Annotated in this window: 21 protein-coding genes and 1 pseudogene; 7 read left to right on the top strand and 15 right to left on the bottom strand. The window is 71.4% G+C overall.

Features of this window, described 5'->3' with window-relative positions; all coding sequences use genetic code 11:
* Positions 1 to 55 precede the first annotated feature (55 nt).
* Together gatB and ACKOQ4_RS02610 are read right to left on the bottom strand one after the other, a co-directional pair.
* A pseudogene (gatB, locus tag ACKOQ4_RS02615) lies at positions 56 to 1570 on the bottom strand (Asp-tRNA(Asn)/Glu-tRNA(Gln) amidotransferase subunit GatB).
* A gap of 45 nt (positions 1571 to 1615) precedes the next feature.
* Positions 1616 to 2647 (bottom strand): 6-phosphofructokinase, encoded by a 1032-nt coding sequence (locus ACKOQ4_RS02610; protein WP_526288542.1) that lies wholly within the window; start codon positions 2645 to 2647, stop codon positions 1616 to 1618.
* Between the two features lie 61 nt (positions 2648 to 2708).
* Between ACKOQ4_RS02610 and ACKOQ4_RS02605 the strand changes: the two genes are divergently transcribed.
* Complete coding sequence (locus ACKOQ4_RS02605; RefSeq protein ID WP_526288540.1) at positions 2709 to 4121, top strand: FAD-dependent oxidoreductase; 1413 nt, start codon at positions 2709 to 2711, stop codon at positions 4119 to 4121.
* 11 nt (positions 4122 to 4132) lie between these two features.
* On the opposite strand, the gene gatA is transcribed toward ACKOQ4_RS02605, so the two are convergent.
* Complete coding sequence (gene gatA / locus ACKOQ4_RS02600) at positions 4133 to 5617, bottom strand: Asp-tRNA(Asn)/Glu-tRNA(Gln) amidotransferase subunit GatA (RefSeq protein WP_526288538.1); 1485 nt, start codon at positions 5615 to 5617, stop codon at positions 4133 to 4135.
* Positions 5617 to 5916 carry an Asp-tRNA(Asn)/Glu-tRNA(Gln) amidotransferase subunit GatC gene (gene gatC / locus ACKOQ4_RS02595; RefSeq protein ID WP_526288536.1) on the bottom strand — a complete coding sequence of 100 codons (300 nt, stop codon included), beginning with the start codon at positions 5914 to 5916 and terminating at the stop codon, positions 5617 to 5619. Before gatC ends, gatA begins: the two co-directional genes overlap by 1 nt.
* A gap of 73 nt (positions 5917 to 5989) precedes the next feature.
* Here gatC and ACKOQ4_RS02590 point away from each other — a divergent pair, with 73 nt between their 5' ends.
* The gene (locus ACKOQ4_RS02590) at positions 5990 to 6664 is read left to right on the top strand and encodes an ACT domain-containing protein (protein ID WP_526288534.1); all 675 of its coding nucleotides are present in this window, start codon (positions 5990 to 5992) and stop codon (positions 6662 to 6664) included.
* Here ACKOQ4_RS02590 and ligA read toward each other — a convergent pair.
* Positions 6648 to 8759 carry an NAD-dependent DNA ligase LigA gene (ligA, locus tag ACKOQ4_RS02585; protein ID WP_526288532.1) on the bottom strand — a complete coding sequence of 704 codons (2112 nt, stop codon included), beginning with the start codon at positions 8757 to 8759 and terminating at the stop codon, positions 6648 to 6650. The two genes, ACKOQ4_RS02590 and ligA, sit on opposite strands and share 17 nt — an antisense overlap.
* 23 nt (positions 8760 to 8782) lie before the next feature.
* Positions 8783 to 9787 (bottom strand): uroporphyrinogen decarboxylase/cobalamine-independent methonine synthase family protein, encoded by a 1005-nt coding sequence (locus ACKOQ4_RS02580; protein WP_526288530.1) that lies wholly within the window; start codon positions 9785 to 9787, stop codon positions 8783 to 8785.
* 87 nt (positions 9788 to 9874) lie between these two features.
* Between ACKOQ4_RS02580 and ACKOQ4_RS02575 the strand changes: the two genes are divergently transcribed.
* Positions 9875 to 10669, top strand: a complete 795-nt coding sequence (locus ACKOQ4_RS02575; RefSeq protein WP_526288528.1) for a bestrophin-like domain — start codon at positions 9875 to 9877, stop codon at positions 10667 to 10669.
* A 10-nt stretch (positions 10670 to 10679) separates the two neighbouring features.
* Here the strand turns inward: ACKOQ4_RS02575 and mnmA are convergent, their stop codons facing one another.
* The 4 genes from mnmA to ACKOQ4_RS02555 all read right to left on the bottom strand — a co-directional run bounded on the left by mnmA (position 10680) and on the right by ACKOQ4_RS02555 (position 14838).
* Positions 10680 to 11744, bottom strand: a complete 1065-nt coding sequence (gene mnmA / locus ACKOQ4_RS02570) for a tRNA 2-thiouridine(34) synthase MnmA (protein ID WP_526288526.1) — start codon at positions 11742 to 11744, stop codon at positions 10680 to 10682.
* On the bottom strand, positions 11741 to 12943 hold the full coding sequence (locus tag ACKOQ4_RS02565; RefSeq protein ID WP_526288524.1) for a cysteine desulfurase family protein: 1203 nt from the start codon (positions 12941 to 12943) through the stop codon (positions 11741 to 11743). Before ACKOQ4_RS02565 ends, mnmA begins: the two co-directional genes overlap by 4 nt.
* A gap of 92 nt (positions 12944 to 13035) precedes the next feature.
* A complete protein-coding gene (locus tag ACKOQ4_RS02560) occupies positions 13036 to 13992 on the bottom strand; it encodes an electron transfer flavoprotein subunit alpha/FixB family protein (protein WP_526288522.1) in 957 nt (318 codons plus the stop codon).
* A 48-nt stretch (positions 13993 to 14040) separates the two neighbouring features.
* Positions 14041 to 14838 carry an electron transfer flavoprotein subunit beta/FixA family protein gene (locus ACKOQ4_RS02555; RefSeq protein WP_526288520.1) on the bottom strand — a complete coding sequence of 266 codons (798 nt, stop codon included), beginning with the start codon at positions 14836 to 14838 and terminating at the stop codon, positions 14041 to 14043.
* Positions 14839 to 15042: 204 nt separating this feature from the next.
* Between ACKOQ4_RS02555 and ACKOQ4_RS02550 the strand changes: the two genes are divergently transcribed.
* The 3 genes from ACKOQ4_RS02550 to ACKOQ4_RS02540 are packed head-to-tail and all read left to right on the top strand — an operon-like array spanning position 15043 to position 18610.
* A complete protein-coding gene (locus ACKOQ4_RS02550; RefSeq protein ID WP_526288518.1) occupies positions 15043 to 15819 on the top strand; it encodes a class I SAM-dependent methyltransferase in 777 nt (258 codons plus the stop codon).
* A complete protein-coding gene (locus tag ACKOQ4_RS02545; protein WP_526288516.1) occupies positions 15816 to 17384 on the top strand; it encodes a 1,4-alpha-glucan branching protein domain-containing protein in 1569 nt (522 codons plus the stop codon). Before ACKOQ4_RS02550 ends, ACKOQ4_RS02545 begins: the two co-directional genes overlap by 4 nt.
* Positions 17381 to 18610 (top strand): glycosyltransferase family 4 protein, encoded by a 1230-nt coding sequence (locus ACKOQ4_RS02540; RefSeq protein ID WP_526288514.1) that lies wholly within the window; start codon positions 17381 to 17383, stop codon positions 18608 to 18610. The genes ACKOQ4_RS02545 and ACKOQ4_RS02540 overlap by 4 nt, the downstream gene beginning before the upstream one ends.
* 68 nt (positions 18611 to 18678) lie before the next feature.
* Here ACKOQ4_RS02540 and ACKOQ4_RS02535 read toward each other — a convergent pair whose 3' ends face one another.
* On the bottom strand, positions 18679 to 19416 hold the full coding sequence (locus ACKOQ4_RS02535; RefSeq protein WP_526288512.1) for an acyltransferase: 738 nt from the start codon (positions 19414 to 19416) through the stop codon (positions 18679 to 18681).
* A 79-nt stretch (positions 19417 to 19495) separates the two neighbouring features.
* Here ACKOQ4_RS02535 and ACKOQ4_RS02530 point away from each other — a divergent pair, with 79 nt between their 5' ends.
* Complete coding sequence (locus ACKOQ4_RS02530) at positions 19496 to 20797, top strand: BamB-related PQQ repeat family beta-propellar protein (RefSeq protein ID WP_526288510.1); 1302 nt, start codon at positions 19496 to 19498, stop codon at positions 20795 to 20797.
* Positions 20798 to 20806: 9 nt separating this feature from the next.
* Here ACKOQ4_RS02530 and ACKOQ4_RS02525 read toward each other — a convergent pair whose 3' ends face one another.
* From ACKOQ4_RS02525 to ACKOQ4_RS02510, 4 genes are all read right to left on the bottom strand, one after another.
* A complete protein-coding gene (locus ACKOQ4_RS02525; protein WP_526288508.1) occupies positions 20807 to 21475 on the bottom strand; it encodes an esterase in 669 nt (222 codons plus the stop codon).
* Positions 21476 to 21485: 10 nt separating this feature from the next.
* Complete coding sequence (locus ACKOQ4_RS02520) at positions 21486 to 22733, bottom strand: THUMP-like domain-containing protein (RefSeq protein WP_526288544.1); 1248 nt, start codon at positions 22731 to 22733, stop codon at positions 21486 to 21488.
* On the bottom strand, positions 22667 to 23656 hold the full coding sequence (locus tag ACKOQ4_RS02515) for a class I SAM-dependent methyltransferase (protein WP_526288506.1): 990 nt from the start codon (positions 23654 to 23656) through the stop codon (positions 22667 to 22669). The genes ACKOQ4_RS02520 and ACKOQ4_RS02515 overlap by 67 nt, the downstream gene beginning before the upstream one ends.
* Positions 23657 to 23666: 10 nt before the next feature.
* Positions 23667 to 24386: enoyl-CoA hydratase (locus ACKOQ4_RS02510; RefSeq protein ID WP_526288504.1), on the bottom strand; the 720-nt coding region annotated here is incomplete at its 5' end.

The following is a 24386-nucleotide window of genomic DNA, read 5'->3' as shown; positions in this document are numbered from 1 at the left end:
ACAACCGGTCGGTTCCGAACTGGTACAGGCTGGTAATGGATTGACCCGGTCGGACCTATCCGCCCTGGCCGCAGGCGGCCAGCACCAACTCACGCACCCGGGCCGCGTCGGCCTGTCCCCTCGTCGCCTTCATCACCGCGCCGACGATCGCTCCGGCGGCCTGGACCTTGCCGCCGCGGATCTTCTCGGCGATGTCCGGACTTGCCGCCAGTGCCTCGTCGACCGCGGCCTGGATCAGCGAGTCGTCGCGGACCAGGGCCAGTCCGCGGCCGGCCATCACCTGTTCGGGATCGCCCTCGCCGGCCAGCACCCCCTCGACCACCTGGCGGGCCAGTTTGTTGGACAGCGTGCCGTCGTCGACCAGGGCGATGACCGTGGCGACCTGCCGGGGCGTGATGGCCAGTTCATCGACGGCCACACCGCTCTCGTTGGCCTTCTGCACCAGGAAATTGCCCCACCACGCGCGGGCGGACTCGCTGGAGGCGCCGTGCCCGACGGTGGCTGCGACCAGTTCCACCGCGCCGGCGTTGACGAGGTCGCGCATGACTTCGTCGGACACGCCCCAGTCCTGTTGAATCCGCTTGCGCGACAGCCACGGAAGCTCCGGGATGGTGCCGCGCAGCCGCTCCACCAGATCCGCGCCGGGCGCGACGGGCTCGAGGTCTGGCTCCGGGAAGTAGCGGTAGTCCTCGGCGGTCTCCTTATCCCGGCCGGGTGAGGTGTGCCCGTCCTCGTGGAAGTGCCGGGTCTCCTGGTGGACGGTGCCGCCGGCGTCCAGCACCGCTGCCTGGCGGCGCATCTCGTACCGCACGGCCACCTCGACGCTCTTGAGCGAGTTCACGTTCTTGGTCTCGGTGCGGGTGCCGAACTCCCGTTGCCCGATCGGCCGCAGCGACACGTTGGCGTCGCAGCGCAGCGATCCCTGGTCCATCCGGACGTCGGAGACGTCCAGGGCACGCAGCAGGTCCCGCAGCGCGGTGACGTAGGCGCGGGCCACCTCCGGGGCGCGGGCACCGGCCCCCTCGATGGGTTTGGTGACGATCTCGATCAGCGGCACGCCGGCGCGGTTGACGTCCAGCAGCGAGGTCGTCGCGCCGTGGATGCGACCGGTGTCGCTGCCGACGTGGGTGAGCTTGCCGGTGTCCTCCTCCATGTGGGCGCGCTCGATGTCCACCCGGAATGTGCAGCCGTCCACGTGCGGGACCTCTACGTGGCCGTTGAAGGCTAGCGGCTCTTCGTACTGAGATATCTGGTAGTTCTAGGCCAGGTCGGGATAGAAGTAGTTCTTCCGGGCGAACCGGCACCAGGAGGCGATCTGGCAGTTCAGCGCCAGGCCGATCCGGATGGCCGACTCCACGGCGGCCTCGTTGAGGGTCGGCAGCGCGCCGGGCAGGCCCAGGCACACCGGGCACACCTGGGTGTTGGGCTCGGCTCCGAAGGCGGTGGGGCAGCCGCAGAACATCTTGGTGGCCGTCGACAGTTCGACGTGGACTTCCAGACCCAGCACCGGGTCGAAGCGGGCGACGACGACGTCGTAGTCCAGCAGTTCGGCGGGCGCTGCGGCGGTCATGGCCTCCGATCCTAGAGGGCGCTGATCGGGGTGCCGGGAACGGAATCAGCCGAAGAAGGCCGCGGCGTCGTCGTAGCGGCTCAGCGGCACCAGCTTCAGCTCGCGGACGGCGTCGACCAGCGGGACCCGGGCGATCTCCTCGCCGCGCAGCGAGACCATCACCCCGTACTCACCCGCGTGGGCGGCGTCGGCGGCGTTGACCCCGAATCGGGTGGCCAGAACCCGGTCGTAGGCGGTCGGGGTGCCGCCGCGCTGGATGTGGCCCAGCACGGTGACGCGGACCTCCTTGCGGATGCGCTTCTCCACTTCGTGCGCCAGTTGCTGGGCCACGCCGGTGAAGCGTTCGTGGCCGAATTCGTCCACCCCGCCGGAGCGCAGTTCCATGGACCCCTCGGCCGGCTTGGCGCCCTCGGCGACCACGCAGATGAAATGCGAGGCGCCGCGCTGGAAGCGATGCTTGACCAGCCGGCAGACCTCTTCGACGTCGAAGGGCTGCTCGGGGATCAGCGTCATGTGCGCACCCGAAGCCAGCCCCGAGTTCAGCGCGATCCACCCGGCGTGCCGGCCCATCACCTCCACCAGCATCACCCGCTGGTGCGACTCGGCGGTGCTGTGCAGCCGGTCGATGGCCTCGGTGGCGATCTGCAGCGCCGTGTCGTGGCCGAAGGTGACGTCGGTGCAGTTGATGTCGTTGTCGATGGTCTTGGGCACCCCGACCACCGGCACGCCCTCCTCGGTCAGCCAGTGCGCCGCGGTCAGCGTGCCCTCGCCCCCGATCGGGATCAGCACGTCGATCCCGTTGTCCTCCAGCGTCTGCTTGATCTCCTCGATGCCGGCGCGCAACCGCTCCGGGTTGGTGCGCGCGGTCCCCAGCATGGTGCCGCCCTTGGCCAGCAGGCGGTCGTTGCGGTCGTCGTTGAACAGCTGGATCCGCCGGTTCTCCAGCAGACCGCGCCAGCCGTCGAGGAAACCCACCACCGAGGATCCGTAGCGGGCGTCGCAGGTGCGCACCACCGCGCGGATCACGGCGTTGAGGCCGGGGCAGTCGCCGCCGCCGGTGAGGACTCCGATTCGCATGGGCCTATCTAACCGCCTGGTGTCCGGGCGCGTGGGGCGCCCGGCGGATAACGTCGCCGGGGTGATCCCGATCCCGCGCCGCGATGTCCTGCGCCTGGCCGCACTCGCCCTGCCCGCGGGCCTGGCCGGCTGCGGGACGCGGGGCGCCGGTACGCCGGGCGCCGGTACGCCAGGCACCGGTACGCCGGGCGCCGGTACGCCGGGCACAGGGCGGACGGCGGACGTCCTGGTCATCGGCGCCGGAATCGCCGGCCTGCGCGCCGCCGAGGTGCTCACGTCGAGGGGGCGCAGGGTGGTCGTGCTGGAGGCCCGCGACCGCATCGGCGGACGCATCCACACCGACCGGTCCTGGGGCGTTCCGGTGGATCTCGGCGCGTCCTGGATCCACGGCGTCGATAACAACCCGATCGCCGCACTGGCCGCGGCCAACGGCATCGCGACCCGGCCCGCCGACTACGACTCGGCGGTGTACGGCCCGGATGGCCGGCGGCTTCCCGACGACACCCTCGACGACCTCGAGTCGCAGGTGGCCGATCTGGTCGAGGTCGGCCGCGAGGACTCCCCCGACAGCGACGAGCCCCTCCGCACGGCTCTGGACCGCGCCATCGGCGCGGCGAACCTCGACACCCCGGCGCGCATCGCCGTCGAGATGGGGATCACCGAGTCGATCGAGCACGAGTACGCCGCTGACGCGACCGACCTGTCGGCCAACCACTTCGACGCCGGCGGCCGGGAGGACGGCGGCGATGTTTTCCTGCCCGACGGCTACGACGAGATCGTCGACGCGGTGGCCGACGGTCTCGATGTTCGCCTCGGCCACGTCGTCACGAGCGTCGACACTTCGGGCAATCGCGCCGTCGTGATCACCTCGGGGGGCGAATTCGACGCGGACGCGGTGGTCGTGACCGTTCCACTCGGTGTGCTCAAGGCCTCCTCGATCCGGTTCACCCCGCCACTGGCGGAGTCGAAGGCCGCCGCGGTGGCCCGGCTCGGGATGGGCGCGCTGTCCAAGACCTGCCTGCGATTCGGCTCGGCGTTCTGGCCCTCCGGCACCGAACTCGTCGACCTGGTCCCCGACGCGTCGCGGCGCGGTCAGTGGGTGGAGTCCCTGAGCCTGACCGGCCTGGTCGACGTGCCGGCGCTGATGATGTTCAACGCGGGCAGGTTCGCCCGCGCGGTCGAGAAAACGACCGATGCCGACGTCGTCGCCGGCTCGACGGCGGCACTGAGGCCCGCGTTCCCCGACGTCTCCGCACCGACCGGTCTGCTGCGCTCGTCCTGGTCGGTCGATCCCTTCTCGCTGGGCAGCTATTCGTTCATCGCCGTCGGGAGTTCCCCGGCCGACCGCGATGCGCTCGCCGAATCGGAGGGGCGCCGGGTCTTCGCCGGCGAGGCCTGTTCCCGCGAGCACGCCGGGACCGTGCACGGCGCCTACGCCAGCGGCGAGGCGGCGGCAAACTCCCTGCTGCGCTGAGGCCGGCGGACCTAGATCGCCGACGGCAGCGGGCCGCGGGCGGCCTCGTAGGCGGCCCCGACCCGGTAGAGCCTGTCGTCGGCCATCGCCGGCGCCATGATCTGCAGGCCGACCGGCAGGTTGTCGTCGGGAGAGAGCCCGCAGGGCACCGACATGCCGGCGTGCCCGGCCAGGTTCAGCGGCAGCGTGCACAGATCGAACAGATACATCGCCAGCGGGTCGTCGACCTTCTCGCCGAGCCGGAAGGCCGTCGTCGGGGTCGCCGGGGAGACCAGGACGTCGACGCTGCGGTAGGCCTCGTCGAGGTCGGCGGCGATCAGCGTGCGCACCTTCTGGGCTTGGTTGTAGTAGGCGTCGTAATAGCCCGCCGACAGCGCGTAGGTGCCGATCATGATGCGCCGCTTGACTTCCGGGCCGAAGCCGGCCGCGCGGGTCAGCGCCATCACCTCCTCGGCGCTGCGGCTGCCGTCGTCGCCGACCCGCAGGCCGTAGCGCATCGCATCGAAGCGGGCCAGGTTGCTCGACACCTCCGACGGCAGGATCAGGTAGTAGGCCGACAGCGAGTGGTCCAGATTGGGGCAGTCGACTTCGCGGATGTCCGCCCCGAGCGCGGCGAGCCGGCTCACCGCGTCGTTGAACGCCGCCAGCACCCCGGCCTGGTAACCCTCGCCACTGCGCAGCTGGGTGACGACCCCGATGCGCACCCCGCTCAGGTCCCCGGTCGCGCCGGCCTTAGCCGCGCCGACCACATCGGGAATCGGGATGTCCAGCGAGGTGGAGTCGCGTGGGTCGTAGCCGGCGATGACGGCGTGCAGCAGCGCGGTGTCCAGCACGGTGCGCGCGCACGGGCCGCCCTGGTCCAGCGACGAGGCGCAGGCCACCAGTCCGTAGCGCGACACCGTGCCGTAGGTGGGTTTGACGCCGACGGTCGCGGTGAGCGCGGCCGGCTGACGGATCGAGCCGCCGGTGTCCGATCCGATGGCCAGCGGCGCCTGGAAGGCCGCGAGGGCGGCGGCGCTTCCGCCGCCGGACCCGCCGGGAACACGGTCGGTGTCCCACGGATTGCGGGTGGGGCCGAACGCCGAGTTCTCCGTGGAGGAGCCCATCGCGAACTCGTCCATGTTGGTCTTGCCCAGGATCGGGATGCCGGCCGCCCGGATCCGGGCGGTCACCGTCGCGTCGTAGGGCGACACCCACCCTTCGAGGATCCTCGAGCCGCAGGTGGTCGGCATGTCGGTGGCGGTGAAAACATCCTTGAGCGCCAGCGGAACTCCGGCCAGCGGGGAGGGCAGTTCCTGTCCGGCGGCCACCGCCGCGTCGACCTTGGCCGCGGCGGCCAGCGCCTCCTCGGCGGCGACGTGCAGGAAGGCGTGGTAGTGCTCGTCGGTGGCGGCGATCTGGTCCAGGCAGGCCCTGGTCACCTCGGTGGAGCTCAGTTCCCCGCCGGCGATCCGGGCGCCGAGGGTCGCGGCGTCCAGGCGGACGATCTCGCTCACTACTCGGCCTCCCCGAGGATCTGCGGCACGGCGAAGCGGCCGTCCTCGGCCGCCGGCGCCTCGGCGAGGGCTTCCCGTTGGCTGAGGCTGGTGTGCACCACGTCGGGGCGGGTGACGTTCTCGCTCTTGCGCGGATTACCGGTGGGCGTGATGCCGCTGGTGTCGACGGCCTGGATCTGACCCACGTAGCCGAGGATCGCGTCGAGCTGACCTGCGAAACCGTCGATTTCGTCGTCGGTGAGCGCCAGACGGGCGAGCTTGGCCAGTTTGGCGACGTCTTCCCGGGAGATGGTGGACACGGCGGGTAAGCCTATCGACCCCCCGGCGGCCCGCTGACATGCCCGGCCGGACGGGCTGTGCGACAGTGGGCGCGTGCGTTCGTATCTGCTTCGGGTGGAACTCGAGGACCGGCCGGGCAGCCTGGGTGCGCTGGCGCTGGCGCTGGGTTCGGTGGGGGCCGACATCCTGTCGCTGGACGTGGTGGAACGCGGATCCGGCCCCGACGATGCGAACTGGGTCGTCGACGACCTGGTTGTCGACCTGCCGGCCGATGCGATGCCCGACGCGCTCATCACCGCCGCCGAAGGCATCGCCGGCGTCCGGGTGGAGACCATCCGCCCGCACACCGGGCTCCTGGAGGCGCACCGCGAACTGGAACTCATCGACCACGTCGCCGCCGCCGACGGCCGCGCGGCCAAGCTGCGCGCGCTCGTCGACGAGGCGCCGCGGATCCTGCGGGTGGGCTGGTGCACCGTCGTCGAGGCCACCGGGGCCGGCCCGCGGCGATTGGTCGGCAGCCCCAGCGCCCCGGAGACGCAGGCCGCCGAGACCCCGTGGCTGCCCCTCGCGGCGGCTGCGGCCCTGGACGCCTCCGGGGACTGGGTGCCCCGGCTGTGGCGGGACATGGACACCACCCTGGCCGCGGCACCGCTGGGCGACCCGGCGACGGCGGTGGTGCTGGGCCGTCCGGGCGGCCCGCAGTTCCGGCCCTCGGAGGTCGCCCGGCTGGGTTATCTGGCCGGCATCGTGGCTACTCTGCTGCGCTGAGCGGGTCTGGGCCGGCCGGTTCGGGCGGCGGGCCCTCGTCGAGCAACCGGACGAACCCCTCCTCGTCGAGAATCGGCACCCCGAGTTCGACCGCCTTGTCGTACTTCGACCCCGGCGCGTCGCCGGCCACCACATACGAGGTCTTCTTCGACACCGAACCGGCCGCCTTGCCGCCGCGGATGATGATGGCCTCCTTGGCCTCGTCGCGGGAGAAACCGGTGAGCGATCCGGTCACCACAACCGTCAGCCCGGCCAGTGTCGGCGTGATGGCGGTGTCGCGGTCGTCGGCCATCCTGACCCCGGCCGCGCGCCACTTCTCGACGATCGCGCGGTGCCAGTCCACCTCGAACCACTCCCGCAGCGCGGCGGCGATGGTGGGACCGACGCCCTCGACATCGGCCAGCTGCTGCTCGCCTGCGGCCATGATCGCCTCGAGCGTGCCGAACGCCGTGGCCAGCGCCCGGGCCGCCGTCGGCCCGACGTGGCGGATGGACAGCGCCACCAGGATCCGCCACAGCGGCCGGTCCCTGGCCTGCCCGAGGTTCTTCAGCAGCCGGTTGGCGTTGGCCGACAGTTCGCCTGCCTTGGTGCGGAAGAAGTCCGACTTGGCCAGGTCCTCGGCGCGCAGGCCGAACAGGTCGCCCTCGTCGCTGATGATGTCCGCCTCGAGCAACGCGGTGGCGGCCTCGTAGCCCAGGCCCTCAATGTCCAGCGCGCCGCGGCCGGCGATGTGAAAGACCCTCTCGCGCAACTGCGCCGGGCACGACCGCGCGTTCGGGCAGCGGATGTCGACGTCGCCCTCCTTGGCCGGAGCCAGGACGGTTCCGCACTCCGGGCAGTGGGTGGGCATGACGAACTCTCGCTCGGTGCCGTCACGCAGATCGACCACCGGGCCGAGCACCTCGGGGATGACGTCCCCGGCCTTGCGGATCACCACGGCGTCGCCGATGAGCACGCCCTTCCGCTTGACCTCCGAGGCGTTGTGCAGGGTCGCCAGGCTGACCGTGGATCCGGCGACTCGAACCGGGTCCATGAAGGCGAACGGGGTGACCCGGCCGGTGCGGCCGACGTTCACCCGGATGTCGCGCAGTCTGGTCTGCGCCTCCTCGGGCGGGTACTTGTAGGCAACCGCCCAGCGTGGTGCCCGAGAGGTGGCGCCGAGCCGGCGCTGCTGGGCGAAGTCGTCGACCTTGACCACCACGCCGTCGATCTCGTGCTCGATGGTGTGCCGGCGCTCCCCCCAGTGGTCGATGCGCTCCCGCACGGCGGCCAGGCCCCGCACCCGGGTGGTGTGACCGGAGACCGGCAGCCCCCACGCCTTGAGCGCCAGGTACGCCTCGTGCAGCGTGTCGGGCCGGAAACCCTCGGCGTGACCCAGGCCGTGGCAGATCATCCGCAGCGGCCGGCGGGCGGTGACGGCCGGGTTCTTCTGGCGCAGCGACCCGGCGGCGCTGTTACGCGGGTTGGCGAAGGGCGGCTTGCCGTCCTCGACCAGGCTGGCATTGAGGTTCTCGAAATCGGCGACCATGAAGAACACCTCGCCGCGCACCTCCAGGACCGCCGGAGTGGCGAAATCCGCTGACGGCGTGAGGTTTTCCGGGATGTCTCCGATGGTGCGGGCGTTGAGGGTGACGTCCTCCCCGACCCGGCCGTCACCGCGGGTGGCGGCGCGCTCCAGCTTGCCGTCGCGGTAGAGCAGCGCGATGGCCACCCCGTCGACCTTGAGTTCGCACAGATAGCCCGGATCCGGGCCGATCTCGTTCTCCACCCGGTTCGACCAGGCCACCAGCTCATCGGCGTTGAACACGTCGTCGAGGGACAGCATGCGTTCGAGGTGCTCGGCCGCGGTGAACTCGGTGGCGAAGCCGGCCCCGCCGACGAGCTGGGTCGGCGAATCGGGCGCCCGCAGTTCGGGGTAGCGCTGCTCGAGGGCGAGCAGTTCGTTGAACAGCGCGTCGAAGTCGGCGTCGGAGACGATCGGCGCGTCCTTGACGTAGTAGCGGAACTGGTGCTCCCGCACCTCGTCGGCGATCTGCTGCCAGCGGCGGCGGACATCCGGCGCGATCGGGTCGGAGTCCGCGTCCTCAGATGCCACCCTGGCAGGCTAGCGGAGCGCGCCTAGATCGCTCCCGGGTCGGCGGCTATCGCGGACGCGGCCCGCTGACTCAGAACGGTCGCGGCCCGGGCCCACGACTCGCTCGCGCCGGCCAGCCCGCAGGCCGGACTGACCCCGACCCGCTCACCGAGCACCGAGCGCGGAAAGCCGAGCCGGTCGGTGACGGCGGCCGCGGCGAGGGCCAGTTCCTCGGCCGACGGGCGCTGCTCGGGGGCGCGCACCGGCACCAGTCCCAGCACCGCGCCGCGGCCGGAGTCGACGAACTCCCCGAGCCCGTCCAGTCCGTCGGCGTCCAGCATCGCCGGATCGACCGAGATCGCGCTGATCCGGCTGCGCTGCAACACCTTCCATGGCGGATCGCCCGCGCAGATGTGCAGCAGCACCTCACCCCCGACGGTGTCTGCGCACTCGTCGAGCAGCGCGATCGCCAGGGTCTCGTCGACCGGATGCACCGGGGTCAGTGCCGTCACCCCGGCCAGCCGGCCGGCCAGGGCGGCCGGCAGCATCGGCTCGTCGAACTGCACCACCACCGGTGTCGCCAGTCGCCGGGCCAGGGCGGCGCGGTGGACGGCCATCCCCTCGGCCAGCGAGGCGGCCAGGTCGCGCAGCGCGCCGGGGTCGGTGATCGCCCGGTGCCCGTTGGCCAGTTCCAGGTCGGCCGCCAGGGTGACCGGTCCGGGCGCCTGCACCTTGACGGTGCGCCCGGCCCCCCCGGCTTTCTCCCACGCCTCCTCGAGGGCGTCGATGTCCTCGTCGAGCAGGCTGGCGGCCCGGCGGCTGACCGCGCCGGGGCGGGCCGCGATGCGGTATCCGCGCGCCGAGGTGTCGATGGCGATGTCGACCAGCAGCGCCCCGGCCCGGCCGATCATGTCGGCGCCCACCCCGCGGGCGGGCAGTTCCGGAAGGTAGGGCAGCTGGTGCAGTTCGCCGACGACCACCGCGGCGGCTTCCCGCGGGCTCGAGCCCGGCCAGGAGCCGACACCGGTCGCGGCGGCGAAAACACTCACCGGCCGAAGGTATTCGACCCGGTGCCGGTGCGCACCGGCGGGCCTTGAAGTCTGAGCGTGATCGGACTCAAGCTTTAAAGTCTTAGCGTGCTCACACTGATTCACGAGTCGCCCTGGTGGCTGCTCATCGGAATGTGTTTCGCCTTCTTCGCCGGGATGAGCGCGGCGGCCAGGTTCGCGGTGCGCCGCGTCGCGTCCAAGGATCGCCAGGACCAGGTGACCGACTACGCCACCAAGACACTCGGTCCGATAGGCACGATGTTCGCCTTTCTCATCGGGTTCGCGGCGACGATGACATGGTCGGCGATGAGCGCCGGCCAGGAGGCCGTCGACGCCCAGGCGACTTCGGCGCAGCAGCTCGCCTGGGCCACCAAGGCGATCGCCGACAAGACCGGCGCCGCGCAGGTGATCGGCAACCTCGACCGCTACCTGACCGCCGCCGCCGAACAGGATCCGAGGTTCCTGGCGGTCGGTGACACCACCGGCCTGCCGTCGGCCCAGGCCTTCGACACCCTGCAGCACAGCGTGCACAACGTGGCGTACTCGAAACAGACCACAGCCGCCGAGTCGAACGCCATGACTCTCGCTGCGGCCGCACTGACCACCGCGCAGGCGAAGGTGGCGGCGGTATCCCAGCGCAGCCTGCCGGGACTGATGACCGGTCTTCTCGTCGCGTCGGGCGCGCTGCTGGCGGTGGTGATGGGCGTCGCGGCCGCCGAGGTCGTCGGGCCCTATCTCATGTACGGCTGGGCCCTGGTGCTGGCCATCGCGATGGCTCTCGTTCTGACCCTCGACGTTCCCTTCGGCGGCGGGATCAGGGTGAACATGCGGCCGATGGTCGACGTGTCCGACAGCCTGGTCGCCGAGCCCCTGGACAAGTGAGGGGCGCTCGTCAGCAGATCGTCGCGCTGCCGGTCACCTCGTCGCCGTCCGGGTCGGGGCGGTAGAGCACCATGGTCTGGCCCGGCGCGACGCCGCGCAGCGGGCGGCGCAGCGTCATGGTGATCCGGCCGTCGGCGACCTCGGCGACCCCGGGCGCCACCCCGCCGTGGGCGCGAACCTGGACCTCGCACTCCACCGGGCCGGCAGGGACGGCGCCGGAGGTGAAGACGGGCTGACGGCCGGTCAGCGTCCGCACCTCCAGATCCGCCGCCGCACCGACCCGAACGGTTCCCGACTCCGCGTCGATCCCGGTGACGTAGCGCGGGGCGCCGTCGGGTCCCGGGCCCGGGATGCCCAGGCCCTTGCGCTGTCCGATGGTGAAACCGTGCACCCCGTCATGGCGGGCCAGCACCGCTCCGCCGGCGTCCACCACCGCGCCGGGGCGCACCCCGATGCGCTCACCGAGGAAGGCCCGGGTGTCGCCGGAGGGAATGAAGCAGATGTCGTGGCTGTCGGGCTTGTCGGCGACCGCCAGACCCCGGCGCGCGGCCTCCTCGCGGATCGCCGGCTTGGGGGTGTCGCCCACCGGGAAAACCGCGTGCGCCAGTTGCTCTGCGGTCAGCACCCCTAGCACATAGGACTGGTCCTTGTCGCGGTCGACCGCCCGGCGCAGGCGGCCCTGCGACAGCCGGGCATAGTGCCCGGTGGCCACCGCGTCGAAGCCCAGCGCGACCGCGCGGGCGGCCAGGGCGGCGAACTTGATCCGCTCGTTGCAGCGCACACAGGGGTTGGGGGTCTCGCCCCGGGCGTAGGCGGACACGAAGTCGTCGATCACGTCCGCTTTGAACCGGTCCGCGAAATCCCAGACGTAGAAGGGGATTCCGAGCCGGTCAGCCACCCGGCGGGCGTCGCCGGCATCCTCCTTGGAGCAGCAGCCCCGCGAGCCGGTGCGCAGCGTCCCGGGGGCGTGCGACAGCGCCAGGTGCACGCCGACCACCTCGTGACCGGCGTCGACCATCCGCGCCGCGGCCACCGAGGAGTCCACGCCGCCGCTCATCGCGGCCAGCACCTTCATCGCGGGCCGCTCAGCGCCGAACTGGCCAGGGCCGCCTGGCGGGCCCGGTCGACGGCGGCCGGCAGCACCCGCAACGCGGCGTCGACGTCGTCGGCCGTGCTGGTGTGACCCAGCGAGAGCCGCAGCGAGCCGCGGGCGTGCCCGGGGTCGGCGCCCATCGCCAGCAGGACGTGCGAGGCCCGCGCGACCCCGGCGGTGCACGCCGACCCGGTCGAGCACTCCACTCCCCCGGCATCGAGGAGCATCAGCAGCGAGTCGCCTTCGCAGCCGCCGAAGGTGAAGTGGGCGTTGCCCGGCAGCCGCCGCTCGCCGCGGGCTCCGTTGAGGCTGACGTCGTCGACCGAACCGAGCACGCCGTCGATCAGCCGGTCCCGCAGGGCGCTCAGCCGCGCCGCCGTCGCCTCCCGGGATCCCACGGCGATCTCGGCCGCGGCCGCCATCGCGGCCGCGCCCGCGACGTCGACGGTGCCGGATCGCACGTCGCGTTCCTGGCCACCGCCGTGCAGCAGCGGCACGCACGCCGCGTCACGCCGCAGCAGCAGCGCGCCGACCCCGGTCGGACCACCGAACTTGTGGGCGGTGATGCTCAGCGCCGCGAGGCCGGACGTACCGAAGTCGACCGGCAGCTGGCCCACGGCCTGCACGGCGTCACTGTGCATCGGGACGCCGAATTCCGCTGCGACGGATGCCATTTCGGCGACCGGCAGAATGGTTCCGACCTCGTTGTTGGCCCACATGGCCGAGACCAGGGCTACGTCGTCGTGAGCTTCGAGTGCCTCCCGCAGAGCAGCCGCGCTGACCGATCCGTCCGCCTCGGTGGGCAGATAGCTCACCTCGGCGCCCTCGTGCGCGGCCAGCCACCCGACCGCGTCGAGCACGGCGTGGTGTTCGACGGCGGTGGTGATGATGCGCCGGCGCTTCGGGTCGGCGTCGCGGCGGGCCCAGTAGATGCCCTTGACCGCCAGATTGTCGCTGTCGGTGCCGCCGGCGGTGACGACGACCTCCGAGGGCCGCGCCCCCAGTCGCCCGGCGAGGCTCTCGCGGGCCTCCTCCAGCCGGCGCCGGGCGGCCCGGCCGGCGGTGTGCAGGGAGGAGGCGTTGCCGACCCCGGCCAGTGCGACCGTCATCGCCTCGATGGCGGCTGGGTGCATCGGGGTGGTGGCTGCGTGGTCGAGATAGACCGGCCGGGTCTGGCTCATGGCCTGTTCAGGATACCGGCGCTCGGTTTGCTGCCGCGCAGACGCAAAAGCTCCCGGCACGCCCGGCGTGCGGGAGCTTCTGCGGCTGACGATCAGCCCTTGCGGGCCTTGATGGCCTCGGTCAGCTGCGGCGTGACGCTGAACAGGTCGCCGACGACCCCGAGATCGGAGATCTCGAAGATGGGCGCCTCCTCGTCCTTGTTGACCGCGACGATCGTCTTCGAGGTCTGCATGCCGGCACGGTGCTGGATGGCCCCGGAGATGCCCAGCGCGATGTACAGGCGCGGGGACACCGTCTTGCCGGTCTGGCCGACCTGGAACTGGCCCTCGTAGTAGCCCGAGTCCACCGCGGCGCGGGATGCGCCGACCGCCCCGTCGAGCACGTCGGCGAGGTCCTCGACCACGGTGAACTTGTCGGCGCTGCCCACGCCGCGGCCGCCGGCGACCACGATCTTGGCCTCGGTCAGCTCCGGGCGCGCGCTCTTCTGCGCGGGCTGGCGGGACAGGATGCGCACGGCGTTGTCGGCCGGGGCGGGCACCTCGACGGTGACCTGCTCCCCGGCGCCGGCTGCGGCGGCCGGTTCGACCGCACCGGGGCGAACGGTGATCACCGGAACGTCGCCGTCGACCTTGGCCTCGACGGTGTAGGCGCCGCCGAAGACCGAGTGCACCCCGATGCCGCCCTCCTTGACCGCGATGACGTCGGAAAGGATGCCCGAGCCGATCCGCGCCGCCAGCCGGCCGCCGATCTCCTTGCCCTCCGCGGTGGCGGCCAGGATCACCGCCGCCGGTCCGGCCGACTCGACGAGGTTGGCCAGGACGTCGACGTAGGGGGTGATCAGGACATTCGCCGCGGCATCGGACTCGGCCACGTAGATCTTGGCCGCGCCCGCCGCCTTCAGGCCCTCGACCAGAGGTGCGGCGGTGCCGGGGGCGCCGATCACGACGGCTGCGGGTTCACCGAGAGCCGTTGCGGCGGTGAGGAGTTCAGAGGTGACCTTCTTGACCGCACCTTCGGAGTGCTCGACGAGCACGAGTACTTCAGCCATTGATGCTCTTCTTTCTCGAACGGTCGTGGGGAATGGATGATCCGGGGTTCAGATGATCTTCTGGGCGACCAGGTACTCGGCGATCTTGGTGCCGCCGTCGCCTTCGTCGGTGAGCTTCTCGCCGGCCGACTTCGGCGGCTTCGGCGTGGAGGACTGCACCTTGGAGACCGCGTTGGCCAGACCCACCTCGTCGGCCTCGACCCCGATGTCGGCCAGGGTCATGGTGGTCACTTCCTTCTTCTTGGCGGCCATGATGCCCTTGAAGGAGGGGAAGCGCGGTTCGTTGATCTTCTCGTGCACGCTGACCACCGCCGGCAGCGTGGCCTCGACGCGCAGGACGCCCTCGTCGGTCTCGCGTTCGCCGCTGATCTTGTCGCCCTCGATGACCAGGGTGCGCATGTGGGTCAGCTGCGGCAATCCCAGGTACTCGGCGATGATGGCCGGGATGGCGCCGCCGGTGCCGTCGCTGGCAGCGTTGCCGGTGATCACCAGATCGGTGCCCTCCACCGCGCCCAGCGCGCGAGCCAGCGCCCAGCCGGTCTGGACCATGTCGGACCCGTGCAGGCCCTCGTCGAGAAGATGCACGCCCTTGTCGGCGCCCATCGACAGCGCCTTGCGGATCGCCTCGCCGGCCTTCTCCGGCCCGGCGGTCAGCACGGTCACGGAGCTCTGGCCGCCGGCGGCCTCCTCGCGCTCCTTGATCTGCAGCGCCTCTTCGACGGCCTTCTCGTTGATCTCGTCCAGAACGGCGTCCGATCCGGCGCGGTCGAGGGTGAAGTCGCTGTCGGTGAGCCTGCGGTCCGCGTAGTCCGGGACCTGCTTGATCAGCACCACGATGTTCGTCATGGCCTCTACGTCCTCCTGGCTGGCGTCGCGCGGCCCGGGGCCGGGTCGCACTGTGGGGCACTTCCGCTGACCACACCATGTTACTGGTCGGTAACTTCTGGTGGATCGCACCATAACGATAGCTTGCCGCGGAGGGTGTTCCCGCAGGCCCGTCACGACCCGACGGGTTCGCGAATCGGGCAAGGCAGGCTAGCCTGCCTTGCGATGAGCGCACACCTGACGGACGCGGCCGACGGCGGGCTTCCGCTGACCGGCGAGCGGACCGTCCCCGGTCTGGCGGAGGAGAATTACTGGTTCCGCCGCCACCAGGTCGCCTACCTCCGCTGCACCGACATCTGCGCAGGTCAAGACGTACTTGAGGCGGGCTGCGGGGAGGGCTACGGAGCCGATCTGATCGCCTCGGTGGCACGCCGGGTGGTGGCCGTCGACTACGACTCGGCGACAGTGGGCCACGTACGCGTCCGCTACCCCCGGGTCGACGTCCTGGCCGCCAATCTGGCGGCCGTTCCGATGCCCGACTCCTCGGTCGATGTTGTGGTGAACTTCCAGGTCATCGAGCATTTGTGGGATCAGCCACAGTTCATTACCGAATGCTTACGGTTGTTGCGTCCGGGTGGGCGGCTGCTGATCTCCACGCCCAACCGGATCACCTTCACCCCGGGCAGCGACACCCCGGTCAACCCCTTTCACACCCGCGAACTCAACGCCGCCGAACTGCGCGAGCTACTCGAGGACGGCGGCTTCGGGATCGAGGGGGTCTACGGGGTCTTCCACGGGCCGCGGCTGGCCGAGATGGACGCCCGGCACGGCGGCTCGATCATCGACGCCCAGATCGCCCGGGCGCTGGCCGACGCGCCCTGGCCGGCCGATCTGCTGGCCGACGTGGCGGCGGTGCGCTGCGAGGACTTCGAGATCGTCGGGGAGTCCGGGCGAGACATCGACGACAGCCTGGACCTGCTGGCGATCGCGGTTCGCCCGTGAGCACACCTCAGGCCTCCGTCCCGGGACAGTTCAGCCTCGTCCTGCACACCCACCTGCCGTGGCTGGCCCACCACGGCCGCTGGCCGGTCGGCGAGGAGTGGCTGTTCCAGTCCTGGGCTGCCGCCTACCTGCCGTTGATGCGGGTGCTGCGGACGCTGGCGGCCGAGGATCGCCACGGCCTGGTCACCCTGGGCCTGACACCGGTGGTCACCGCGCAACTGGACGACCCGTACTGCCTCGACGGGATGCACCGCTGGCTGGCCAACTGGCAGCTGCGCGCGATGGAGGCCGCCAACGTGCACATCCCCACCGGGGCCGCCCCGGGTACGGCGACCACACCGGAAGCGTTGCGCCGGTTCGGGGTTCGCGAGTACGACGAGGCCACCCGGGCACTGGAGGACTTCACCTCGCTGTGGCGGCACGGCGCCAGTCCGCTGCTGCGTGAACTCATCGACGCCGGCACGGTGGAGTTGCTCGGCGGTCCGCTGGCGCATCCGTTCCAGCCGCTGCTGCACCCGCGGCTGCGCGAGTTCGCACTGCGCGAGGGCCTGGCCGACGCCGGCCAGCGACTGGGCCACGTCCCGACGGGAATCTGGGCGCCGGAGTGCGCGTACGCACCGGGCATGGAGCACGACTACGCCGCCGCCGGGGTGGGCCACTTCATGGTGGACGGCCCGTCGCTGCACGGCGACACCGCCCTCGGCCGACCGGTCGGGGACAGCGATGTGGTGGCCTTCGGCCGCGACCTGCAGGTGAGCTACCGGGTGTGGTCGCCGCGGTCGGGTTATCCGGGGCACGCGGCCTACCGCGACTTCCATACCTACGACCACCTCACCGGACTCAAGCCGGCCCGGGTCACCGGTCGCAACATCGACTCCGAAGCCAAGGCTCCCTACGACCCGGCCCGCGCCGACCGCGCGATCGACGCCCACGTCGATGATTTCGTCGATCTGGTGCGCGCGCGTCTGATCGGCGAGTCCGAGCGCATCGGCCGGCCCGCGCACGTAGTGGCCGCCTTCGACACCGAACTGTTCGGCCACTGGTGGTACGAGGGCCCGGTCTGGCTGGAGCGCCTGCTGCGCGCCCTGCCCGAGGCAGGGATCCGGGTCGGCACCCTGCGCGACGCCAGAGAGAACGGATTCCTCGGCGCCGCAGTGGATTTGCCGCCGAGCTCGTGGGGTTCCGGCAAGGACTGGCAGGTCTGGGCCGGGGATAAGGTGGCCGACCTGGTCCAGCTCAACAACGAGGTGGTCGACACCGCGCTGGCCTGCGTGGACAAAGCGCTGGCGCAGACCGACACCGCCTCGACGCGCGATCCGGTGGCCGACCAGATCCTGCGCGAGACCCTTTTGACCGTTTCCAGCGACTGGCCGTTCATGGTCAGCAAGGACTCGGCGGGCGACTACGCGCGCTATCGGGCCCACCTGCACGCGCACGCCACCCGCGAGATCGCCGACGCGCTGCTCGCCGGGCGCCGGGACACAGCCCAGCGGCTGGCGGAGGGGTGGAACCGGGCCGACGGCCTGTTCGGCGGCCTGGACGCCCGGCGCCTGCCGCGCCCATGAAGATCCTGATGATCTCGTGGGAGTACCCGCCGGTGGTCATCGGCGGTCTGGGCCGCCACGTCTATCAACTGGCCACCGCGCTGGCCGCCGACGGCCACGACGTGGTCGTGCTGTCCCGCCGGCCTTTCGGCACCGATCCGGCCAGTCACCCCACCACCGACGAGCGCCACGAGGGGGTGCGGGTCATCGCGGCCGCGCAGGACCCGCACGAGTTCGACTTCGCCCGCGACATGATGCCCTGGACGCTGGCGATGGGCCACGCCATGATCCGCGCCGGGTTGGCGCTGCACGGGTCCTGGCAGCCCGACGTGGTGCACGCCCACGACTGGCTTGTCGCCCACCCCGCCGTCGCGCTGGCCGGGTTCTTCGATGTGCCGTTGGTCTCGACCGTCCACGCCACCGAAGCCGGTCGCCACTCGGGTTGGGTGTCCGGGCCGATCAGCCGGCAGGTGCACGCCGCCGAATCGTGGCTGGCGCGCGAATCGGATGCGCTGATCGCCTGTTCGGCGTCGATGGCCGAGGAGATCACCGAGCTGTTCGGCCCCGGGCTGGCTGAGACCACCGTGATTCCCAACGGAATCGATTCCCGCCGTTGGCCTTTCCGAACACGCCGGGAGCACGGCGGTCCGCCGGAGCTGCTTTACTTCGGACGCCTGGAGTACGAGAAGGGCGTCCACGACGCGATCGCGGCGCTGCCGCGCATCCGCCGCAGCCACCCCGGCACCACGCTGACCGTCGCCGGCGACGGCACCCAGGAGGACTGGCTGGTCGAGGTGGCGCGGAAACACAAGGTGCTCAAGTGCGTCAGGTTCGCCGGGCGCGTCGACCACGACGAGTTGCTCGGGCTGCTGCACCGCGCCGACGCGGCCGTACTGCCCAGCCACTACGAGCCGTTCGGCATCGTCGCGCTCGAAGCGGCGGCGGCGGGTGCGCCGCTGGTGACGACCGACGTCGGCGGCCTGGGCGAGGCGGTGATCGACGGTGTGACGGGGATGTCGTGCCCGCCGCGCGACGTGGCCGCCCTGGCGGGGGCGGTGCGCGCGGTCCTCGACGATCCGGCCGCCGCGCAGCGCCGGGCGGTGGCTGCCCGCAAGCGCCTCAGCGCCGACTTCGACTGGCACACCGTGGCCGCCCGGACCGCGCAGGTCTACCTGGCCGCCAAGCGGCGCGAACGCGAGCCGCTGGAACGCCGGCCGATCGTCGAGCGCGCCCTGCCCGACCGCTGAGCGCCGCCGCGAGATCGCCCTCACGGCTGCGGCTGCGGCCGATCAGCAGCCCTGGTGTCGAACTGGCGCTACCTGGCGGCCTTCTTGCGCTCGATGTCCGCCAGATTGGCGGCAAGCTCGGCTCTTTCGGCCGCCGAGGTCTCCCAGGCCAGCTTGCGGTTCTTGACCACCTTGGCCGGCGAGCCGACGGCGATCGAGAAGTCCGGGATGTCGCCCTTGACCACCGCGTGCGCGCCGAGCACGCAGCCGCGCCCGATCCTGGTGCCGCGCAGAATGGTCACCTTCGCCGCGATCCAGACATCCGGGCCGATGCGCACCGGGGTCTTGACGATGCCCTGGTCCTTGATCGGCAGCTCGATGTTGTCCATCTTGTGGTCGAAGTCGCAGACGTAGCACCAGTCGGCCATCAGCGCCGACTCGCCGAACTCGATGTCGATGTAGCAGTTGATGACGTTGTCGCGGCCGAAGACCACCTTGTCGCCCAGCCGCAGCGAGCCCTCGTGGGCCCGGATGGTGTTCTTGTCGCCGATGTGCACCCACCGGCCGATCTCCATCTGCGCCAGTTCCGGGGTGGCGTGGATCTCGACGCCCTTGCCGAGGAAGACCATGCCGCGGGTGATGATGTGCGGGTTGGCGAGCTTGAACTTCAGCAGCCGCCAGTAACGCACCAGGTACCACGGCGTCCAGGCCCGGTTGGCGATGACCCACTTCAGCGACGCCGCGGTGAGGAACCGCGCCTGACGGGGATCGCGCAGCCGGGAACCCCGCCAGCGCTTGTGGATAGGCGCACCCCACATGCTCGTCATGGCGGTTGAGCCTACCCAAGGCCGGTGCGGGTCCCGGGTTAGTCTCGCCTGTACGGTCGCCACGAGCGGAAGGACACCGATGCTGCGGCCCCACTGGGCGCGACGAGGCCTCGCCTCGGCGTCGGCCATGCTGCTGGCCGGTTCCCTGGCGGGCTGCGGCACCACCGACTCCTGGGTGGAGTCCACCGCGGCCCGCGGCTGGCCGGCCCAGTACGCCGATGCGTCGAACTCCAGTTACTCCCCCACCGACGGGGCGGCTGCGCTGGAGTTCTCCTGGAGCCGCGCGGTCAAGGGCGAACTGGGCGCGGCGGCGGCGCTGGGCGGCGACAGCTATCTGGCCGTCAACGGTCAGACCGCCGGCGGCTGCTCGTTGATGGTCTGGGAGAACGACAACCGCGGCCGCCAGCGGTGGTGCACCCGGATGGTGCTGGGCGGCGGGTTCGCCAGCCCGATGTTCGACGGTTTCGACAACCTTTACATCGGTCAGCCCGGCCTGATGGTCTCCTACCCGCCGACGCAGTGGGTCCGCTGGCGCACGCCCGTCATCGGAATGCCTACCACGGCAAGGTTTCTCGGCGGCAGCAGGCTGTTGGTGGTGACCCACCTCGGGCAGGTGCTGGTTTTCGACTCGCACCGCGGCGAGGTGGTGGGCACGCCCCTCGACCTGGTCGACGGCGTCGACCCGACCGACCCCACCCGCGGGCTGGGCGATTGCCGGCAGGCCCTGCCCGGCTGTCCGGTGGCCGCCGCGCCGGCGTTCTCCGCGGCAAGCGGCATCGCCGTGGTCGGGGTGTGGCAGCCCGGCGCGAGAACATCGGCGCTGACCGCGCTCCGCTACCAGGACGGTCAGACCGCGCTGCTGACCCCGGCGTGGAGCAGCGAGGCGGTGACCGCCGGAGTGTTGGCCAGCCCGGTGTTCTCCGCGGACGGCCGGACCGTCTACGTCAACGGCCGCGACGGCACGCTGTGGGCGCTGAACTCCTCCGACGGCAAACCGAAATGGTCACTGCCCCTTGGATTCCAGCCGCAGACCCCGCCGACGGTGACGCCGGACGGCTCGATCATCGCCGGAGGCGGCCCCGATACCCGCCTGGTCGGACTGAGAGATTCCGGCGACCGTGCCGAGGTGGCGTGGCGCCGCGACGACGTCACCCCGCTGACCACCTCCAGTCAGGCCGGCGCCCGGGCCGGCTACGTGGTGGCGGCCGACGGAGCGCAACGGCTTGCGCTGCTGGTGTTCAACCCCGCCGACGGCCGGACGCTCAACAGCTACCCCCTGCCGGATGCCACCGGGTTCCCGGTCGGAGTGTCGGTCGGGTTCGACCGCCGGGTGGTGGTGGCCACCAGCGGAGGCCAGGTCTACAGCTTCGATCCGGCCTAGCTCAGCGTCTCAAAGTTGCAGCGGCGGGATCTCGCTGCGCGGCACCTTCACCGACGTGGCCCCCGCGTAGGACGGCAGCAGTTCGGCGCGACCGAAGTAGAAGATCACCGAATCGTCGGTGATGGCGAAGTTCTGGTAGTGCGTGGGATCCCGGCCGTCGCCGGGCGAAATGCTGTCCGCCATGCCGGTCTCGGTCTCCAGCGTCTTCTGCACGATCGGGAAGATGGTCTCCAGCGGGTCGGCGCCGGGTGCGAACAACGTCTCGAAGCTCACCGGCCGGGCCCGGCCGAGGTCGTAGGTGAACGACTTGTACCAGGTCGTCGGGTGGGCGCTGCCGACGTCCTGGAACAGCGTCAGCACCACGCTGCGGGTCTGGGCGGAGCGCAGGGACTCGGCGCTGACGTCCATCTGGTAGGGCAGGTTTCGCGAGTCCGGTGTCCGGGCGACGTTGAGGAAGCCCTCGCGGGTCTGGCTGAGGTAGTCGACGATCGCCTGTTCGTCGGGGTAGTCCAGCGGGAACGTCACGTCCATGGTGTAGGCCGGATCGCTGGCCTGGACGTGACAGGACGCTCCCTGCCGGACACCGCCGAGGGTCGCGCAGGGATCCAGCGCGACCGCCGCCGGGCAGCCCGCCAGGACCACAGCTCCGATCAGCGCGGCGAGCGCCAGGTTTCGCATGACGGTGAGCCTACCGGGACGACCTGCAGAGAAACACCACCGCGCGGGCTCCGGCGCCGGTGCCGATCCGGGTGATCACCAACGACAGCGACTGGCTTCCGGCCGGCTGCAGCCGGCGGCGCAACACGTCCGGATCGACGTCCACGCCGCGCACCAGGATCTCCAGCGGGCCGCAGTCCTGTGCGCAAAGCGCTTGGCGCAGAACCTTTTCGCGCAGCGGGAGCTGCTCAATCACCTCGAATCCGCGGACCCCGGCGGGCAGCCGGTCACCGGTGAGGTAGGCGATTTCCGGGTCGAGCTGCCACAGACCGTGGCGCACCGCGTACTGGCGCACCAGCCCGGCGCGCACCACCGCCCCGTCCGGGTCGACGATCCAGCGTCCGGCGGCGTCCGCCGCGCAGTCGTCGGGCTCGGCGTCGGTGACTTCCTCGACCGTTCCCTGCCCCGCGCCGAGCACGCTGGCCCGGCGGCGCACGCCCGGCTCAGCCAGCGGCGGCGACCACAGGCAGGCCTCCCGCACCGATCCGCCCGATGAGGTCACCTCGATCTCACCGTCGAAGCCCAGCCTGCGCACCGCGTCGAAGTCGATGCCCGGTGCGCACTTGACGACGGTCGCGCGGCCGGAGTAGCCGGCGATGATCCGATCCAGCGGCGGCGCGTAGGCGTGCGGGTCGAAACGGCGCCGCCCGCCGGACCTGCGGGCCGGGTCCAGCAGCACCACCGTGTCGCGGCTGACCGGATGCAGCGCATCCGCCCGGCACAGCGGAACCCCGTCGACGTTGTGGGCGGCCATCGCGAGCCGGACCTCGTCGACGTCGCTGCCGAGCAGGAGAGCGGCGGTGTCCCGCAGGGCCGCCAGTTCGGTGCCCACCGAACAGGTCGCGTCGTGCACCGCCCGCCCCGCCAGCCGGCGGGCACGGTGGCGGGCGACGGTCGCGGTGGTCGCCTGCTGGAGAGCCTCGTCGGTGAACAGCCAGCCCGAGGGGTCGGCCAGGCCGGCGAACTTCGCGGCGGCTCTGCGTCGCAGCAGCGTGGTCTGGACCAGTACTCCGGCGTGCCCGGCGAAGCGCTCGCGGATGGCCGCGACGTCGGCGATCAGGCCGTCGCCGGTCAGTCCGTAGCCCGCCACCTCAGCCAGCGCGGCCGACCCGGCGTCACTGGCGAGATAGGCGACGTCGGCGCGGGTGAACGTCAGGAGGGTTTGACCCCGGTGATCATGACGTTGTAGTACCACGACTTCGGCACGAACCGCCGCCAGAGGTTGTCGTCGACCCAGTTCAGGGTGGTCCAACTGGTGAAGCCGAACTTGGCCCATTTGAAGCCGAGCCTGCCCGGAGGAACCATGGCCTCGATCGTCCGCAGTGGCCAGCCCAGCATCGCCGCGGTGAATTCCGTTGTTGTCGTGGAGATTTCGACCACTCCGGCGTTGCGTGCCATCCGCTCGAGGTCGGCAGGGTCGAAGGTGTGCAGATCCACGACGGCCTCCAGCGCGGCGGCCCGTGAGGACTCGTCGAGCTCGGCCTGCGGGCGGCGCCAGCCGCGCAGACCGGGCAGCCTGGTGGCGTTGGTCGCCAGCCGCCAGGTCAGGGTTGACAGGTTGCGGGCGTAGCCGTTGCCGACGGTGGTCGGTTCGCCGGCGAAGACGAACCGCCCGCCGGGCTTGAGCACCCGTACCACCTCGCGCAGCGAGCGCTCCACGTCGGGGATGTGGTGCAGCACCGCATGCCCGACCACCAGGTCGAAGGTGTCGTCGTCGTAGGGGATGCCCTCGGCGTCGGCGACCCGGCCGTCGACGTCCAGCCCGAGATTCTCCCCGTTGCGCACCGCCACCCGCACCATCCCGGGCGACAGGTCGGTCACCGACCCGCGCCGGGCCACCCCGGCCTGGATGAGGTTGAGCAGGAAGAAACCACTGCCGCAGCCGAGCTCCAGGGCACGGTCGTACGGGAGGTTGCGGACGTCCTCGGCGGGAACGATGGCGTCGAAGAGGTCCCGCGCGTAGTCGACGCAGCGCTTGTCGTAGGAGATCGACCACTTCTCGTCGTAGGTCTCGGCCTCCCAGTCGTGGTAGAGGACCTGGGCCAGCTTGGAATCCTTCAGCGCGGCCTGCACCTGCTCGGCCGTGGCATGGGGATTCGGAGCCGGGTCCGACCGGGCGCCGGACTCCTTGATGTCGGTCATGCCGGGCAGCCTAACCGCCGTGCGTGGCGCCGAAAACTTCGCCGTAGCGCGAAACCTGGGACTCGGCGTCCGGTCCCGCGGGCGCCCATCCGCTGATCAGGGCCTTCACCCCGGCCAGCGCGGCCGGCGGGGCGTCCACGAACCGGCCGGCCCACACCAGTGCCTGGTCGTAGACGTGGTCCGGCGGCGCCAGTTCGTCGACGAGTCCGAGCGAGAGGGCTTCCTCGGGGGTGACGAAACGGCCGCTGAAGGCCAGTTCCTTGGCCCGGGCGTCGCCCACCGCCCTGGCCAGTCGCGCGCAACCGCCGCCGCCGGGAACCAGTCCGGCCAGGATCTCGGTCGCGCCCAGCCTGGCGTTGTCTCCGCACACCCGCCAGTCCGCGGCCAGCGCCAGGCTCAGGCCGGCGCCGAGCGCGTAACCGGTGACGGCCGCGACCGTCGGTTTGGGGATGGCGGCCACCGCGTCGATGGCCCGCCGGCGCACCCGGTCGGCGGCCTCCGCCTCGGCGCGACTGAGGGTGCTCAGTTCGGGGACGTCGTCGCCGGCGCAGAAGATCTCGTGGCCACCGAAGATGACGACCGTGGCGATGTCGTCGCGGCCGGAGACCTCCTCGGCCGCGGCGGCCAACTCCCGGTAGGCCTGCCGGGTCAAGGCGTTGGTGGGCTCGCGGTCCAGCACCAGCGCCCCGATTCCGGGTTGTTGCTCGCTGACGTGGACGCTGATGAACTC

Origin of the sequence: Mycobacterium sp. (genome assembly GCF_046095365.1) — a bacterium.
In the GTDB taxonomy this organism is placed as follows: Bacteria; Actinomycetota; Actinomycetes; order Mycobacteriales; family Mycobacteriaceae; genus Mycobacterium.
Note: the sequence above shows the minus strand (reverse complement) of the source record. Positions and strands in the feature narration are given on the sequence as shown.